This is a genomic window from Thermochromatium tepidum ATCC 43061, assembly GCF_009664085.1.
In the GTDB taxonomy this organism is placed as follows: Bacteria; Pseudomonadota; Gammaproteobacteria; order Chromatiales; family Chromatiaceae; genus Thermochromatium; species Thermochromatium tepidum.
Window position 1 is genome coordinate 1,973,697 of record NZ_CP039268.1, and the last position, 15,792, is coordinate 1,989,488.

At 65.7% G+C, this 15,792-nt stretch carries 16 protein-coding genes; 2 read left to right on the top strand and 14 right to left on the bottom strand.

Going from position 1 to position 15,792, the window contains the following annotated elements; all coding sequences use genetic code 11:
• Window positions 1–98: 98 nt before the first annotated feature.
• The 7 genes from fabG to E6P07_RS09070 form a co-directional block, all read right to left on the bottom strand.
• On the bottom strand, window positions 99–839 hold the full coding sequence (gene fabG, locus E6P07_RS09040) for a 3-oxoacyl-ACP reductase FabG (protein ID WP_153975302.1): 741 nt from the start codon (window positions 837–839) through the stop codon (window positions 99–101).
• Entirely contained in the window at window positions 832–1,776 is a 945-nt protein-coding gene (gene fabD / locus E6P07_RS09045; RefSeq protein ID WP_153975303.1) for an ACP S-malonyltransferase, read from the bottom strand. The genes fabG and fabD overlap by 8 nt, the downstream gene beginning before the upstream one ends.
• A 71-nt stretch (window positions 1,777–1,847) precedes the next feature.
• Entirely contained in the window at window positions 1,848–2,804 is a 957-nt protein-coding gene (locus E6P07_RS09050) for a beta-ketoacyl-ACP synthase III (protein WP_153975304.1), read from the bottom strand.
• On the bottom strand, window positions 2,804–3,799 hold the full coding sequence (gene plsX, locus E6P07_RS09055) for a phosphate acyltransferase PlsX (protein WP_246172999.1): 996 nt from the start codon (window positions 3,797–3,799) through the stop codon (window positions 2,804–2,806). Before plsX ends, E6P07_RS09050 begins: the two co-directional genes overlap by 1 nt.
• Window positions 3,800–3,894: 95 nt before the next feature.
• On the bottom strand, window positions 3,895–4,071 hold the full coding sequence (rpmF, locus tag E6P07_RS09060; RefSeq protein ID WP_153975306.1) for a 50S ribosomal protein L32: 177 nt from the start codon (window positions 4,069–4,071) through the stop codon (window positions 3,895–3,897).
• Between the two features lie 62 nt (window positions 4,072–4,133).
• A complete protein-coding gene (locus tag E6P07_RS09065; protein WP_153975307.1) occupies window positions 4,134–4,679 on the bottom strand; it encodes a YceD family protein in 546 nt (181 codons plus the stop codon).
• A gap of 398 nt (window positions 4,680–5,077) precedes the next feature.
• A complete protein-coding gene (locus E6P07_RS09070) occupies window positions 5,078–5,716 on the bottom strand; it encodes a response regulator transcription factor (RefSeq protein ID WP_153975308.1) in 639 nt (212 codons plus the stop codon).
• A gap of 335 nt (window positions 5,717–6,051) precedes the next feature.
• Here E6P07_RS09070 and folK point away from each other — a divergent pair, with 335 nt between their 5' ends.
• The gene (folK, locus tag E6P07_RS09075; protein WP_153975309.1) at window positions 6,052–6,564 is read left to right on the top strand and encodes a 2-amino-4-hydroxy-6-hydroxymethyldihydropteridine diphosphokinase; all 513 of its coding nucleotides are present in this window, start codon (window positions 6,052–6,054) and stop codon (window positions 6,562–6,564) included.
• Here folK and E6P07_RS09080 read toward each other — a convergent pair.
• The 6 genes from E6P07_RS09080 to E6P07_RS09105 are packed head-to-tail and all read right to left on the bottom strand — an operon-like array spanning window position 6,549 to window position 13,791.
• Window positions 6,549–8,384 (bottom strand): BatD family protein, encoded by a 1,836-nt coding sequence (locus E6P07_RS09080; protein WP_153975310.1) that lies wholly within the window; start codon window positions 8,382–8,384, stop codon window positions 6,549–6,551. The two genes, folK and E6P07_RS09080, sit on opposite strands and share 16 nt — an antisense overlap.
• Window positions 8,385–8,389: 5 nt before the next feature.
• Window positions 8,390–10,309: a VWA domain-containing protein gene (locus E6P07_RS09085; RefSeq protein WP_153975311.1), complete on the bottom strand. Its 1,920-nt coding sequence runs from the start codon at window positions 10,307–10,309 to the stop codon at window positions 8,390–8,392.
• Between the two features lie 9 nt (window positions 10,310–10,318).
• Entirely contained in the window at window positions 10,319–11,341 is a 1,023-nt protein-coding gene (locus tag E6P07_RS09090; RefSeq protein WP_153975312.1) for a vWA domain-containing protein, read from the bottom strand.
• The gene (locus E6P07_RS09095) at window positions 11,338–11,829 is read right to left on the bottom strand and encodes a DUF4381 domain-containing protein (protein ID WP_153975313.1); all 492 of its coding nucleotides are present in this window, start codon (window positions 11,827–11,829) and stop codon (window positions 11,338–11,340) included. Before E6P07_RS09095 ends, E6P07_RS09090 begins: the two co-directional genes overlap by 4 nt.
• On the bottom strand, window positions 11,826–12,779 hold the full coding sequence (locus E6P07_RS09100; RefSeq protein ID WP_153975314.1) for a DUF58 domain-containing protein: 954 nt from the start codon (window positions 12,777–12,779) through the stop codon (window positions 11,826–11,828). Before E6P07_RS09100 ends, E6P07_RS09095 begins: the two co-directional genes overlap by 4 nt.
• A gap of 13 nt (window positions 12,780–12,792) precedes the next feature.
• The gene (locus E6P07_RS09105) at window positions 12,793–13,791 is read right to left on the bottom strand and encodes an AAA family ATPase (protein ID WP_211363190.1); all 999 of its coding nucleotides are present in this window, start codon (window positions 13,789–13,791) and stop codon (window positions 12,793–12,795) included.
• 231 nt (window positions 13,792–14,022) lie between these two features.
• On the opposite strand from E6P07_RS09105, the gene E6P07_RS09110 reads away from it, so the two are divergent.
• The gene (locus tag E6P07_RS09110; RefSeq protein ID WP_153975315.1) at window positions 14,023–14,352 is read left to right on the top strand and encodes a sulfur globule family protein; all 330 of its coding nucleotides are present in this window, start codon (window positions 14,023–14,025) and stop codon (window positions 14,350–14,352) included.
• Window positions 14,353–14,451: 99 nt separating this feature from the next.
• Here E6P07_RS09110 and accC read toward each other — a convergent pair whose 3' ends face one another.
• Window positions 14,452–15,792, bottom strand: a complete 1,341-nt coding sequence (gene accC, locus E6P07_RS09115) for an acetyl-CoA carboxylase biotin carboxylase subunit (protein WP_153976192.1) — start codon at window positions 15,790–15,792, stop codon at window positions 14,452–14,454.

Consider the following 15,792-nt stretch of genomic DNA (forward strand, 5'->3'; position numbering starts at 1 on the left):
TGACAAACCAGACGCGATGAAAGCCAGAATCCACATCGATTTCCGGCATTTAACGTCTTGTTTTGCAATAATGAATGACGAAAAATACCTCTAAGACCTCACGCCATGTGCATGCCGCCGTTGACATGCAGAGTCTCGCCGGTGATGTAGGCCGCACCCGGCGAGGCCAGGAAGACCACCGCGGCTGCAACCTCCTCAGGGTGACCGAGCCGCCCGAGCGGGATGGAACCGAGCAAGGACTGACGCTGGGCCTCAGGTAGATCCTTGGTCATGTCGGTGTCAATGAATCCGGGTGCGACACAGTTGACCGTGATCCCGCGCGCGCCGACCTCGCGCGCCAGCGACTTGGTGAACCCCAGCATCCCGGCCTTGGCGGCGGCATAGTTGGTCTGGCCGGCGTTGCCCATGGCGCCGACCACCGAGGCGATGTTGATGATGCGCCCCTTGCGCGCCTTGGTCATGGCGCGCAGACAGCCCTTGCAGAGCCGGTAGAGCGCGGTCAGGTTGGTGGCGATGACCGCATCCCAGTCCTCGTCCTTCATGCGCATCAGGAGGGCGTCGCGGGTGATGCCGGCATTGTTGACCAGGATGCTCGGGGCGCCGAGTCGCTCGCTGATCTGGGCCAGGGCCGTCTCGACCGAGATTGGATCTGCGACATTCAGCACCAGCCCCAGTCCCGGATGGCCGGCCTCGGTCAGAGTCTGTTCGATGGCCTGGGCACCGGACGCGGTGGTCGCGGTGCCGACGACCGTGGCCCCCTGCTCGGCCAGCGCCAGGGCGATGGCCCGTCCGATCCCACGCGAGGCGCCGGTGACCAGTGCGATTTCACCTTTAAGCATTCGAGCTTGCCTCCAGTGCCGCCTCCAGCGTCTTCGGATCGAAGACGGGCAGCGTCGTTAGATGGTCAGAGATGCGTTTATTCAACCCGGTCAGGACCTTGCCAGGACCGCATTCGAGCGCGGTCGTCACGCCCTGTGCGACCACCGACTCAATGGTCTCCACCCAGCGTACCGGGCTGTAGAGCTGCTCGACCAACAGGCGACGCAGCGAGTCGACGTCTGCGGCCGGGGCGACAGTGACATTGTGGATCACCGGCACGCTCGGCATGGCCAGCGCTACCTCGGCCAGGCGCTCGGCCAGGCGCTCGGCCGCCGGGCGCATCAGGGCGCAGTGCGAGGGCACGCTCACGGGCAGTAAGAGCGCGCGCTTGGCCCCGGCGGCCTTGGCGGCCTCGATGGCGCGCGCCACGGCGGTGGACGCACCTGCGATCACGACCTGACCGGGTGAGTTGAAGTTGACGGCGGCGAGCACCTCACCCTGGGCCTGCTCGGCACAGAGTGCCACGACCTGCTCATCGGCCAGCCCGAGCACGGCGGCCATGGCGCCCGCACCCGCCGGCACGGCCTCCTGCATGAAGCGCGCCCGATCGGACGCGAGCCGGATAGCCTCGGCAAAGCCTAGGGCACCCGCCGCGACCAGGGCGGTATACTCACCGAGACTGTGTCCGGCCATCAGGGTCGCCGGTGGACCGCCCGACTGCTGCCAGACGCGCCAGACGGCGATACCCGCGGCGAGCATCGCCGGCTGGGTGTTCTCGGTGCGATCCAGATCCTCCTTTGGGCCCCGGGTGACCAGCGACCAGAGATCGCGCCCGAGCGCGTCTGAGGCCTCCTCGAAGCTGTGCTTGACACTCGAATAGACCTCGGCGAGCGCGTCGAGCATGCCGACCGATTGCGAGCCTTGCCCGGGGAAGAAGACAGCCAGTGAGTGCGTCATAGGCCTTGCAGCATCCTTTGATCGTTGTGAGTGGTCGGTGATCGGGGCCAGGCGCCCGGCTCGGGCTGGACTCAATAGCGGACCAGCACCGAACCCCAGGTGAACCCGCCGCCGAAGGCCTCCATCAACAGCGTCTCGCCCCGCTGGATGCGCCCGTCACGCACCCCCTGATCGAGCGCCAGCGGGATCGAGGCCGAGGAGGTGTTGCCATGCTCGGCGACGGTCACGATCACGCGCTCCATCGGCAGATCGAGCTTGCGCGCCGTGGCCTGGATGATACGGATGTTGGCCTGGTGCGGGATCAGCCAGTCGATCGCGTCCTTGGTCAGCCCGTTGGCCTCCAGGGTCTCATCGACGATATGCCCGAGGGTGGTGACGGCGAAACGAAACACCTCGTTACCCTTCATCTCCAAAAAGGCGAGTTCCGGCCGACCATTGCCGTGACCGCCCGGGACCTGGAGCAGCTCGGCATAGGCGCCATCGGCATGGATATGGGTCGAGAGGATCCCAGGCTCGTCGTCCGCGCCCAGCACCACGGCGCCGGCCCCATCGCCGAACAGCACGCAGGTGGTGCGGTCGTTCCAATCGAGGAGTCGCGATAAGGTCTCGCTGCCGACCACCAGCACATGCCGGGCCGCGCCGGAGCGGATGTATTTGTCGGCCACGTCTAGGGCATAGACGAAACCGGCACAGACCGCCTGGAGATCGAAGGCCGGACAGCCATGCACGTCCAGACGTTGCTGGAGCAGACAGGCCGTGCTCGGGAAGAATTGATCGGGGGTGGTGGTTGCGACCAGGATCAGGTCCAGATCGGTCGGATGGAGGCCGGCGGCCTCCAGGGCTCGGCGTGCGGCGATCTCGGCCAGATCACAGCAGGTCTCGCCCTCGGACACCAGATGACGCCTCTCGATCCCGGTGCGTTCACGAATCCAGGCATCCGTGGTCTCGACGATCGCTTCCAGCTCGGCATTGGTCATGACCCGGCTGGGCAGATAGCCGCCGGTACCGAGGATGCGGGAGAATGTCATCAGGCCGATTCCCTGTACTGCTGAGTGCCGAGATGGCGCGCAACCTGATCGCCGATCCGCTGTGGGATGTTGGCGTGGATCTCCTTTTCGGCGATGTAGATCGCGTTCTCGAAGGCGACCTCGTCGGCGCTGCCGTGACTCTTGACCACGATGCCGCGCAGCCCCAGCAGACTCGCCCCGTTGTAGCGGCGCGGGTCCGTATCGCGGCGGAACTGTTTGAGGATCGGCAGCGCGACCAGACCGGCCAGACGGGTGAGCAGGTTGCGCTTGAACTGCGCCGAAAGCGAGTGAGCGATGAACTTGGCCACGCCCTCGCTGCTCTTGAGCGCGACATTGCCGACGAAACCGTCGGTGACGACGACGTCCAGATCATCGAGATAGATGCCATTGCCCTCGACATAGCCGACATAGTTGAGCGGACTTTGAGTCAGCAACTCATGGGCCTGCTTGACCTGCTCGTTGCCCTTGATCTCTTCCTGCCCGATGTTGAGCAGGGCGACCCTGGGCCGAGGGATGCCGTCGACGGCCGCGACCAGCTCGCTACCCATGACGGCGAACTGGAACAGATGCTCGGCAGTGCAGTCGACGTTGGCGCCGAGATCGAGCATGCGGGTGTGGCCGTGGAGCGAGGGCATGGCGGTACAGATGGCCGGGCGGTCGATGTGCGGCAGGGTCTTGAGCACGAAACGCGCCGTGGCCATGAGGGCACCTGTGTTGCCGGCGCTGACGCAGGCCTGGGCCTCGCCGTCCTTGACCAGATCGATGGCCACCCGCATCGAGGAATCCTTCTTGCCGCGCAAGGCCTTGGAGGGCGACTCGTTCATCCCGACCTCCTGGGTCGTATGGCGGATGCGCAGACGGTCGCGCGGTGCGTGGCCGAGCAGCGAGAGGATACGTGCCTCATCGCCGACCAGGATCAGATCGACATGCGGATTGTCGGCCAGATAGCGCAGGGCCGCCGGGACCACGACCTGGGGGCCGTGATCCCCACCCATAGCGTCCAGGGCGATCGTGCAATGGGGGCGCGCGGTACTGGACTCGATGCGCTCGTCCCTGGATTGGACGACGCTGAAACGGCCCGGTGCCGACATCACTCGGTCCGATCCAGAACCTTACGGCCACGATAGAAACCGTCGGCCGTGACATGATGACGGCGATGGGTCTCGCCGCTAGTCGGATCGACCGATAGGGTCGGCTTGCTCAAGGCATCGTGCGAACGGCGCATGCCGCGCTTGGACGGTGTCTTGCGATTCTGTTGGACGGCCATTTGGTACTCTCCAGTGTGGGAGGTGAGCGGAATCCGGACGCCCCCCGGTCGTGTGTCAAAATCTAACCTTGCTTCAGGCATTTGAGGACGGCGAATGGATTGGGCGCTCGCTCCAGTCCCTCAGCGCACAGGCGATCCAGTTTGTGCGTCGAGTCAACTGCGCTGCTGACTGGCTCAGGCGCTTGACACTCGCCGATCGGATGTCGCGGAAACAGAGGGATTGCGAGCAGGAGCTCGTCCTCGATGAGATCGAAAGGATCGAGACTATCGCCTGCCACCACCAGCCTCTCATAATGGCCCTCGGACGCCCCGGCGCTCGGCTCGGCCCTGACCAGATGCAGCGCCAAGGGCGTGTCCAGTTCGAGCTGAAGATCGCTCAGACAGCGCTGACAGAGTAGTCGCAGCCGCATCCGTGCCCAACCTTCGATGACGACCCTTCGCTGCGCGTCGCGTCTGAAATCGAGTCGGTAGGCAACACGTGCCGCTGCATCGAGGATCCCGACATCGAGCAGTCTGGGAAAACGCGCCAAGGGCAACTCACCCGCAAACGACAGACCGCTCTTGGCGGCGCGCCAGGGGTCGATATGATCAGGGAGGAGGGGCAACATAAGCGGTGAAGTCTATCCGATGGCCAAGATCACCGTCAATCATATGACCCTGGAAACGCTGAAGCTCGCGCATAAAAAAATACCCCACCGCCCACACGGACCGAAGTCGGCAGCGGCGAGGTATGGGATGGGGTGAACGCGCTCTGCCCTGGAGTCGATCCGACCAGCGTCGTTCCTGTTATGGTGCGTGATTGTCGCGTGTCATTCCTCGGACGGGTCAAGAAATCCGAACCGAGGGGTCTCCTCGTCTTCTTCTCTAAGAAATAGTCTGCTCGTCTGCGCGATCGATGATCAGTAATTTCAATTGCCTGCATTGAGAAATTACAGTAGCCGAGACACCCGACAGGGGCTATCCGTAGGATCACTCAGGAGCCGCTGAACACCCTTGTATTCAGGCGTCAGGCGCCATTCGCAGTCTGGCGCGCGGCGCTTGATTGGCAGATGGCCGACATCCGGCACAATTCGGCCAGGTTGGCGGCGCCCATTTTCTCCATCATCCGCGCGCGGTGGTTCTCGACGGTGCGCGGGCTGATGCCGAGCTGGCGCGCGATGTCCTTATTGGTCAGGCCGCGGGTGGTCAGGGTCAGAACCTCATACTCACGCGGGGTCAGCTGCCGGAGGCGTTTGAGGATGTCGTGTTCGGTGGCGGCCTCCTCGCGTCGTCGGCGATCCTCGGCGAAGGCATCCTCGATGCGTTGGAGTAGGCGCTCGGTGCTGGCAGGCTTTTCGAGAAAATCAATCGCGCCCGCCTGAATGGCGCGCACCGTGGTTGGCACATCGCCAAAGGCCGAAAGAAAGATGATCGGCAGGAGCGCGCCGCGCTCCAGCAGCTCAGTCTGGAGTTCCAGACCTGTCATTTCCGGCATGCGCTGGTCGAGCACCAGACAGCCGCGCGCGTCGGGCGAGAAGTTTGCCAGAAAGTCACTCGGCGAGGGAAAGCTAAGGACACGATGGCCGGCCAACTCCAGGATCAAGGTCAAGGAATCCCGCATCCCCGGGTCGTCATCGACCAAAAACACGGTTTGAAATTCAGTCATGATCCCCAGGCCTATCTGGAGCAACAGCACGCATCCGCCAAAGATCCACTTAAGGAAACGCTGATTTATTCTGTTTGCGGCTAAAGTTACTCCTACAACCCATTGATTGTGCGGGAGCGGCTTGAGCCGCGATTCGGGGAGACGCGATTGATTCAGTGTTTCCCTAAACCGTTTTCGGGTGAGACTACGTATAGCATGTTAGTTTTCTGTGTGAAACGACCGCTGATCGGTTCGATTCAGCGAAGCGACAGACGGATGATCCCGGCGGGGATCAACCGGCCATCGACTCAGGATTGGGCGACGAACGACACCCGCCGGCGCCAAGGCTGGGGCGCATGAGTCGGGAGACGCGCGCCTTCATCGCGGTCGGCTCGAACATCGAGCCTGAGCGTCACATCGCGCTTGGGCTTGCGGCATTGAACGGGATCGAGGCAACCCGGCTCACAGCGGTCTCGTCCTGGTATCGCACCCGCCCCTGGGGGCTGGAGGCGCAGGCGGAGTTCATCAATCTGGTGGTGGAGGTCTGGACCCGCCTGGCGCCCGCGGCCCTGCTGGCCGCGACCCAGACAATCGAGACGCGGTTGGGGCGGGTACGCACCCAGGTCAATGGTCCGCGCACCCTCGATCTCGACCTCCTGCTGTATGCCGAACGGATCGAGGACAGGCCCGATCTAAAGCTCCCGCATCCGGGTCTGCTGCGGCGCGACTTCATGCTGATCCCCCTCATGGAGATCGCGCCCGAGTTCATACACCCCGAGCGCGGACGTCCGATCGCCGAGCTGACCGATGAGATCCGTTACCGGCAAATCATCGCGCGGATTTCGGATCGCGCTCAGGCGCGCGGATAGAGTTCGGGGAGCGGCGATTCGCGATCCGATGGGCTCGAATGAGTCGTGCCGAGATGCGGCTCCAGTCGCCTCCAGGCCGCCTCGCCATCCCAAGGGGTGCCAGGGGGGGCATAGATGGCGCGGTCGATGGCACGCAGGAGATCGCGCACCTCTGGATCGTCGAAGCAGGCAGCGACGGCCTCCAGTCCGGTTGGGTTTTGATCAGGCCAGCGGGCGCGCGCCCAGTCGATGAGGGCGGCACGCGCGGCGCGCGGATCCTGGGCGAGACAGGCGTCATGCAGGGCGCGCCGGGCCGGTTCGAGTCGGTTGGCGGCCGGCGGCGGTGCCGGGGGGACATGAGTGACCCTCGGGTCGCTCGCCCGGGCGCGGCGTTCGCGGTGCCAGAGATAGAGTGTCAGCCCCCAGCCGGCGACGAGCAGGACGATCAGCGCCAGCCAGGGCCAGAGTCCTCGGACCTGGTCGGTGTCGGACCTTGGGCGCGGCTCGGAGGCGGGCGTTGCGTCCGATTCCGGTTTGGGCGCCGGGGCAGGCGAGGTGTTGTCGACCATCGGCAAACTGGCGCCGGACGCGCCTCCAGGCGCGGGCGCGACCTCGAAGGTCCGCGCCGGGATCACGGCGACCTGGGCCCGATCCGCGCGCGTATCCCACCAGTGGAGCCGGATCTCGGGGAGGGTCAGAGGGCCGGGGCGAGTCGGGACGAGTGCAAACTTGAGGGTCTTGATCGCTGTCGGCGCCGGACCGTCAGTGAGGTCCTCGCCATGCGGCTGGTCGGGATAGACCTGGACGCCATCGAGCGCACCCAGGGTGAGATCCGGCAGTTGCGCCGCGCTCGTCCCCTCGGCGGTGATGCTGAGGGTGCGGGTGATCGGCGCACCGACCTGGAAGAGGGGCGGGTTTGGCGTCCATTCATCGCTGAGCTTAAGCGAGCTGGCCGGTAACCAGTGGGCACCGGGGTAGGCCGCCGGTTGGGGTCGGACCTTAAGCTCGAGGTCGCGCGCGCGCTCGACTAGGCGCCGTCCGGAAGGGGTGGCGCCCGGCAGCGCTGGGAGGCCCTGGAAGAGTCGCCCACCAAAGGCGCGATCCAGCTCGGCAAAGGGGTCCTGGGACGCGCCTTGACGCGGATCCTCCACCCAGGCCTCGAGGCGCGGCGACCTCAGGGTGATCGACCCGCTGCGCTGGGGGGTGATCCTGTAACGGCGCTCGATGACGCGATAGACCTGGCCGGCACGGGTCTCGTTATAGGCGCGGTCCTCGCCCAGACGCTGCACGGTGGCACCCTCGACCTCGGGTTCGGAGAGCACGGCGCGCTGCGGGGGCTGGCGATAATAGACCCTGACCCGGTAGGTGAGGGGTTGCAGGACATAGGGGGTGGTGGTCTCGACCTCGGACTCGACGAAGAGTGTCTTGGAGCCGGGCTGATCCGTCTGTATGGACCTGTCCCTGATCCCACCCGACTCCACGACCTCGATACTCAACGGTTGGCTCATGTCGCGTCCGGCCCGGATCGCCGGGATTGTCAGCTGACCGGCCCGCTTGGGCGCCAGCTGCAGGCTCCACTGGCGACTGTGCGAGATGCGTCCGTTGATGATGCTGGTGATCTGGCTCTGACCACGGCTCAGGATGTCAAAGTCCGACTCCAGGGGCACAAAATCCGGCTCGGCGTTCAGGTCACCCTCGGCAGTGAGCCTGAGCTCCAGTACCTCGCCCAGTTCTAGGCGCTGACGGTCGACCTGAACGCTCAAATCAGCCGCCAGGGCTGAGGACGACAAGATCAGCCACAGGAACGCCAGTCGGATCGCCTGTCCAGATCGGTATGTCATCACGGTCACTGACCCTCGCGACGTAGATGTTGTAGAAGAAAACGCTGGCGCAGCAGCCCGGCTGGGTCGTCTGGCACCTGACGCAGACGGGCCTCCATGACCTGCTCGCGCTCACGCTCCTCGGGCGAGCGGTGGTCCGGGCCCGCGGATGCAGCCCTTGGCGCATTCGGTGACTCATCCGACTTCGCTTGAGTCGGCTTGGCACCGGCTCGCTGCCTCGTTTCAGAATCCGGCCCCGCTGGCCGATCATCGAGGGCGCTGTCTTCCGGCGACAGCTTAGCGGCGTCCGGTTTTGTCTCCGTCTGTTCGGCGCGTTCCCGGCTCGGACTGGAATCGGCCTCGGCGTCGGGTTCGGATGATCGATTCTGACTCGCCCCCTGAGATTCATTGGGTTTCGTCTCACTGGACTCGGACGCATCGGGCTTCATGGCATCGGGTTCTTGAGCGCCGGGCTCAGACGCCTTCGGCTTCGAAGTATCGGATGGCTCGGATGTCGATGAGGATTTCTGGCCTTTTCCGGATGGGTCGTCCTGAGACTGGCCGTTTTGAGTGCGGTCGTTTCGGGGCGAGGACTGATCGAGTAGTCGGCGCACCAGTTCCAGATTGTGGCGCGCGTCGGACTGATTGGGGTCTTGTTGGAGCACGCGCTCATAGGCCGCCGCCGCCTCTTCGAGCCGCCCCAGACGCGCGAGCGCGTTACCGCGATTGTACTCGGCTGTGACCCCGGTCAGTCCATCGAGCGCATCGAGTGCCTGTTGGAATCGACCGGCGCGATAGTGGGCCGCCGCGCGCCAAGCGGGGTCGCTGAAGCGCTCCGCGGCCGCGTCGGGACGTCCGGCGGCCAGTTCACGCATGCCCTGCTGATCGGCACGCCACCAGAGATCGTCCCAGCCGAACGCCAGCGCCGGATCAGGCGGTATCAGCAGCACAGCCGCCAACACCGGAACCAGCCAGCCGCGCCGAAACGCCAGCGCCGCCAGCGGCAGCAACAGCAGGATCAGCCAGGGGCCTTCCTCGCGCCAGCGATCCGTGGTCAAGGATGACGCCTCGATGGTACGCTCGGGGCGCGGCGCGGCCGCGATCAAGGCCTGCGTATCGTCCGTGCCCACGCTGGCCTCTAGATAACGTCCCTCGCCGACCCGAGCCAGCTCGCGCAGTCTGTCGCGTTCCAAACGGGCGATCTGGAGCGCACCTGTACCATCCTGCTCGAAGCCACCCCCGCGACGCGGCACGGGCGCGCCCTCCAGGGTACCGACCGCCAGCACCGAGAGTCGGTGTCCGGCCTCGGCCAGACGACGCGCTGACTCCAGCGATCCGGCCGGGTTTCCGACCCCATCCGTGATCAGGATCACATGCCCTGCCCCACCGCCGGCACGCCTGAGCAGCTCGCCGGCTCGCTCCAGCGCGCGATCGGTGCGACGTGACCCAGGAACCGGGACGAGATCGGTCGCAAGCAGCGGCACCTGGGCGGCGATGGTGTTGGCATCGGCCGTCAAGGGCGAGACCACGAAGGGCTCGGGACCAAAGGCGATCAGGCCGACCTGTCCCTCGCGCAGGGCCTCAAGCAGGTCCAGGGTCTCGAAGCGGGCACGCCCCAGACGCGAAGGCGGGACATCGGTGGCATCCAGGCTCGGTGAGAGATCGAGGAGGATCACCGAACGCGCCCCCAGGCTGAAGACCGGTTGTGGGAGCTGACGCCAGGCTGGTCCGGCGAGCGCGACCACCAGGATCAGCCAGCCGACGCCGAGCAGCACCAGCGGCCAGCGGTGGGCACGCTCGCCCTCGCCGACCAGCAGGGGCGGCAGCAGATGCGGATCGACGACCCGCGACCAGATCTCGGCGCTCGCCCGAAGGTGCCACAGCCGCCACAGCAGCCAGGCGATCGGGATCAGGGCCAGGAACCAGAGTGGTCGTAGAAACAGCATGGGCTGGAATCAGTGCAGGCGGTTGGTGATTGCCCTGGGAAGACGGATCGGGCTTCCCTGGTGGAGAACGACCAATAACAGCGACAAAATCAGCGCCAAGGCGGCAGGCCAGACAAAGAGCGCCCGTTGTGGGCGATAGAGACGCTGCTCGCGTTTGCTTGGCTCCAATCGGTCTAGCTCCGCATAGACGGACTCCAGTTCCTGCCGGCTACCGACGGCAAAATAGCGCCCGCCAGTGATGACGGCGATGCGTTCGAGTGTGGCCGGATCAAAGTCGCTCGCCTGACGCAGCAGACGCATCCCGAACAGCGAGCGCACACCCAGTTCTCCGCCACCGATGCCGATGGTATAGACGCGCACGCCGGCCTGGACCGCCAGCTCAGCGGCCTCCAGCGGATCGAGCACCCCGGCGGTATTGGCGCCATCGGTCAACAGGATCAGGACACGCTGGCCCTCGGGCTGTTCGCGCAGACGCTTGACCGCCAGCCCGATGGCGTCACCGATCGCCGTCTCGCGCCCGGCCAGCCCGATGGCGGCCTCGCGCAGCATGGCGGCGACCGTGGTGCCATCGAAGGTCAGGGGCGTCTGGAGATAGGCGCGGGTACCAAAGAGGATGAGCCCGAGCCGGTCGCCCGCGCGGCGCTCAATGAAGGCCGAGGCGACCGCTTGAACCACGGCCAGACGCGAGACCGGGCGTCCGTCAAGCTCGTAGTCCTCCTGCTCCATGCTCCCCGAGACATCGATCGCCAGCATCAGATCGCGTCCGGCCAAGGGCATCGGGATCGGCTCCCCGACCCACTGCGGACGCGCCGCCGCCAGCACCAGCAGCCCCCAGACGAGCAATGCGATCAGCTGATGCCAGCGCGATCCTAAGAATGCCTGGGATGAAGCCCCGATCTCAGGGGCAACCCCGACTCGGATCGGGAAGCACAGTGCCGGGCCACCTTCAGTGCGCGCCGGGGGTAGCAACCAGCGCACCAGCCAGGGGAACGGCAGGACCAACAGGATCCAGGGCCAGTCAAGCGTGATCATCGTTTTTCATCGACAGCGGCGCCGACCGCGATCCAGCGCTCGACCAACTCGGCCAGTGGCTCGACCTCGAGGTCGATCTGGTCGGCGGGGCGATGGGCCGACTCGACCAGCACGCGACCAACACCCTTGCTGAAGGCGCCAGCACCACCGGTCGCATCCAGAAAGGCCAGCCAGTCCTCCCCGACCAGACCTGCGACCTGGGCGCGCGGGTAACGCGCCAGGGCCAGACGCCGCAACAGATGCGACAGCTCGGCCAGATAACGCCGCCGATCGCCATGGACCGCCAGCTCGCGCCCCAGCCGCGCGAGTTCGCGTCGCGCCGCCCGCTGGACGGAGGCTCGGCTTCGCCGACGCCACCAAGGGCGCACGACCAGAACCAGTGCGATCAGAACCACCGCCACCAGCCACCAGCCCGGTGCCGGCGGCCACCAGGAGACCGGCTCGGGCAGATGCCAGTCACGCAGATCGGCCAGCGGATCCGTGGTCATGACGCGCGTCTCGCCGCCGTAATCGCGCGCCGCGCCCCGAGCGCCAGTGCCAAGGCCGGTCCGACGGGGTCGGCGGTCGACAGCCTGAGCCAATGCGCGCCATGCCGGCGTGCCAGCTGTTCTAGCAACACCAGCCGTCGTTCGAACGCCGCCTGATAGCGCATTCGCGCCACGCCGCTGGTCAGATCCAGGATCCCGCGTCGCCCCCCTATCAGCACCGGATAGCGTCCGGCGGGCGGCGCCTTGGCCTCGATCGGATCATAGACCAACACCAGCAGCAGTTCGCTCTTCGCGGCCAGGCGCGCGATCCAAGTGCCATCCGATCCGTCCAGATCGGCGAAGTCGCTGATGAGCGCGATCAGGCTCCCCGGACGCACCAACGCGGCCAGAGAGGACGCGGCTGCCGCCAGGCCGGTCCAACCGCCCTCCTCCGTCAACGGATCGAAAGGCGTGGCCAGACGTTCGAGCAGCGGCAGCAGACCCGCGCCGCGCGCCGCCGGGCGCCGCTCCAGATGACGCGCCTCGTCGAACACCAGGCCACCGACCCGATCACCACGATCGACCGCCGCCCAGCCGAGAAGCGCCGCCACCCGCGCTGCGACCACGGATTTGAAGACCACGCGCGTCCCGAACCGCATCGAAGGTCCCTGATCGACCAGCAGCCACACCGGGCGCTCGCGCTCCTCGCGAAACAGCTTTACATGCGGCGTGCCTGCACGCGCCGTCACGCGCCAATCCATGTTGCGCGGATCGTCGCCCGGCAGATAGACGCGCGACTCGTCGAACTCCATGCCGCGCCCACGAAAGCGCGACAGATGTCCGCCGCTACGGGTGGCCAGTACCCGACCACGCGGGGCCAGATCCAGCCGTCGCGCCTGGGCACGGAGCGCGATGAGCGCCTTGAGATCGGCGCAGAGGCCTGCTTGAGTCCGGTCGTTCGAATCCGCCATGCCCAAGCCTCGCTCAGGGTGCCGGGACGTGCGCCAGCAGCGCCTGGATGAAGTCGTCCGGTCGACGCCCCTCGGCCTCGGCCTCGTAAGACAAGAGCACCCGATGGCGCAGCACATCGGGCAGGAGCGTCTGGATATCCTCGGGCGAGACGAAGTCGCGTCCCGCGAGCCAGGCACGGGCGCGCGCGCAGCGGTCGAGCGCGATGGTCGCCCGTGGACTGGCGCCGAATCTCAGCCAGCCGTCGAGCGCGCGCGCATAGGCGCCGGGGCGGCGCGTGGCCATCACCAGATGCACTAGATAGTCCTCGACCTCGGGGGCCAGGTAGAGCTCCAGGATCGCCCGCCGCGCCGCAAAGACCTCGGCCTGGGTCAGGACCAGCCTGGGCGTATCGTCCGGCACAGACCGTGCCCGATCGCGATTGAGCCGCAGGATGGCGCGCTCGGTCTCCAGATCGGGGTAATCGACGCGCACATGCAGCAGGAAGCGATCGAGCTGGGCCTCGGGCAGCGGATAGGTGCCCTCCTGCTCGATCGGGTTCTGGGTGGCCATGACCAGAAAGAGCTCGGGCAGCGGGTAGGTCTCGCGCCCAACCGTGACCTGACGCTCACCCATGGCCTCTAGCAGCGCCGACTGCACCTTGGCCGGGGCGCGGTTGACCTCGTCGGCGAGCAGCAGGTTGTGGAAGATGGGACCGCGATCGAAGCGAAAGCTGCCGTCGTGCGGGCGGTAGATCTCGGTTCCGGTGAGATCGGCCGGCAAGAGATCGGGTGTAAACTGGATGCGATGGAAGTCGCCCTCCAGCCCGGCGGCGAGCTGCTTGACCGCCGTGGTCTTGGCCAGACCCGGGGCCCCCTCGACCAAGAGATGCCCATCGGCCAGTAGGGCGATCAGCAACCGCTCGATCAGGCCCTGTTGCCCGAGGACGGCACGTGCGATCTGATCGCGCAGTGCCGCGAAACGCCGGGCCAGAGCGGCTTGGCCATTCGTCCGGGCGTCCGCGCCCTTGTTCAAGTCCCCCTTGTTCGAGTCCAGGTTGGGGCTTTGTTCCAAGGCTCGCCTCCTCATAGATCTCACACGCCTGCGACCCCCGGCCAGCGGCTATGGATGGCCGATCGGGACATTAGATTTGCAGGTTTTATCGAGCGACGCGGTTAAAACTTTTTAAGGTCGATGAATTGTGGATGACACGCCCGCCCCCTATCCTGGTTCGGCCATCCCAGCTCCACAACAGAGGACGACACCATGATCCGATCCAATCGGATCGCCGCTTGCGCCATCGCCGCGCTCTTTGCCGGCGCATCCTTCACCACACGTGCCTGGTGGGGCGGCCCTGGCGATGGCAACGGCCTCTGGGACAACAGAGGCGACATGTTCGGCGATGGCTATGGCGACTTCAACATGAATATGAGCGGCGGCGGACGCGGTTATGGCCGTGCCTACAATCGCGGCTATGGCTATGGCGTTCCCTACGGCGGCTATGGAATGCCCTATGGCGCGGTTCCGCCCCAGATGCCCGCTGCTCCTGCCCAACGACAAGCGACCCCAAGCCGTGAGATCTGGCCCTCCCAGTGAGCGGTCTGGCCGCGAGCGATCGCGTCCACATTGAAAAGACGCCTCGGGCTCTTCCCGAGCCGAGGCGTTTGGCCTGCCGGAGACGATGCACCCTGGCGGCTAGAGGCCGAGCATCTTTTCCAGATAGTGGATGTTGGCGCCGCCGGCCAGGAAGCCACCATCGCGCATGATCGAGCGATGGAGCTTGATATTGGTGTTGATGCCCTCGATGACCGTCTCGCGCAGGGCATTGCACATGCGCGCGATCGCCGCTTCGCGATCCTCACCATGGGCGATGAGCTTGCCGATCATCGAATCATAGTGACAGGGCACGGTATAGCCTGAGTAGATATGGGTATCGATCCGTACCCCAGGACCGCCCGGGGCATGGAAATCGGTGATCTTGCCCGGACTGGGCAAGAAGGTGTCTGGGTGCTCGGCGTTGATGCGACACTCGATGGCATGTCCGCGCATCTGGATGTCTTCCTGCCGATAGCGCAGCGGCTCGCCGGCGGCAATCAGGATCTGCTCCTTGACGATATCCACCCCCGTGACCATCTCGGTGACCGGATGCTCGACCTGGACGCGGGTGTTCATCTCGATGAAATAGAACTGCCCGTTTTCATAGAGGAACTCGAACGTCCCCGCCCCGCGGTAGCCGATCGAACGACAGGCCGCGGCGCAGCGCTCGCCGATCGCACGGCGCTGTTCCTCGGTGATCCCGGGCGCGGGCGCCTCTTCCACCACCTTCTGATGCCGCCGCTGCATCGAGCAGTCGCGCTCGCCGAGATGGATGGCATTGCCCATCTGGTCGGCCAGGACCTGGAACTCGATATGACGCGGGTTTTCCAGATATTTCTCTAGATAGACCGTATCGTTATTGAAGGCCGCCGCCGCCTCGGCCTGGGTGAGGGCGATCGCGTTGAGCAGGGTCGCCTCCGAGTGCACCACGCGCATCCCGCGCCCACCACCGCCTCCGGACGACTTGATCATGACCGGATAGCCGATCTCGCGCGCGATCTCGAGTGTCCGCTTTTTGTTGTCGTCGATCGGACCGTCGGAGCCGGGCACGCAGGGCACGCCAGCGGCCTTCATGGCCGCGATGGCCGAGACCTTATCGCCCATGAGCCGAATGGTCTCGGGACGCGGGCCAATGAAGATGAAGCCCGACTTCTCGACCCGCTCGGCGAAGTCGGCGTTTTCCGACAGAAAGCCATAGCCGGGATGGATGGCCACCGTGTCCGTGACCTCGGCGGCGCTGATGATGGCCGGGATATTGAGATAACTCTGGAGCGCTGGGGCCGGGCCGATGCAGACCGACTCATCGGCCAGCAGCACATGCTTGAGATCGCGATCGGGCTCGGAGTGGACGGCGACCGTCTTGATGCCGAGCTCACGACAGGCACGCAGGATGCGCAGCGCGATCTCACCCCGGTTGGCGATCAGAACCTTCTCGATCAT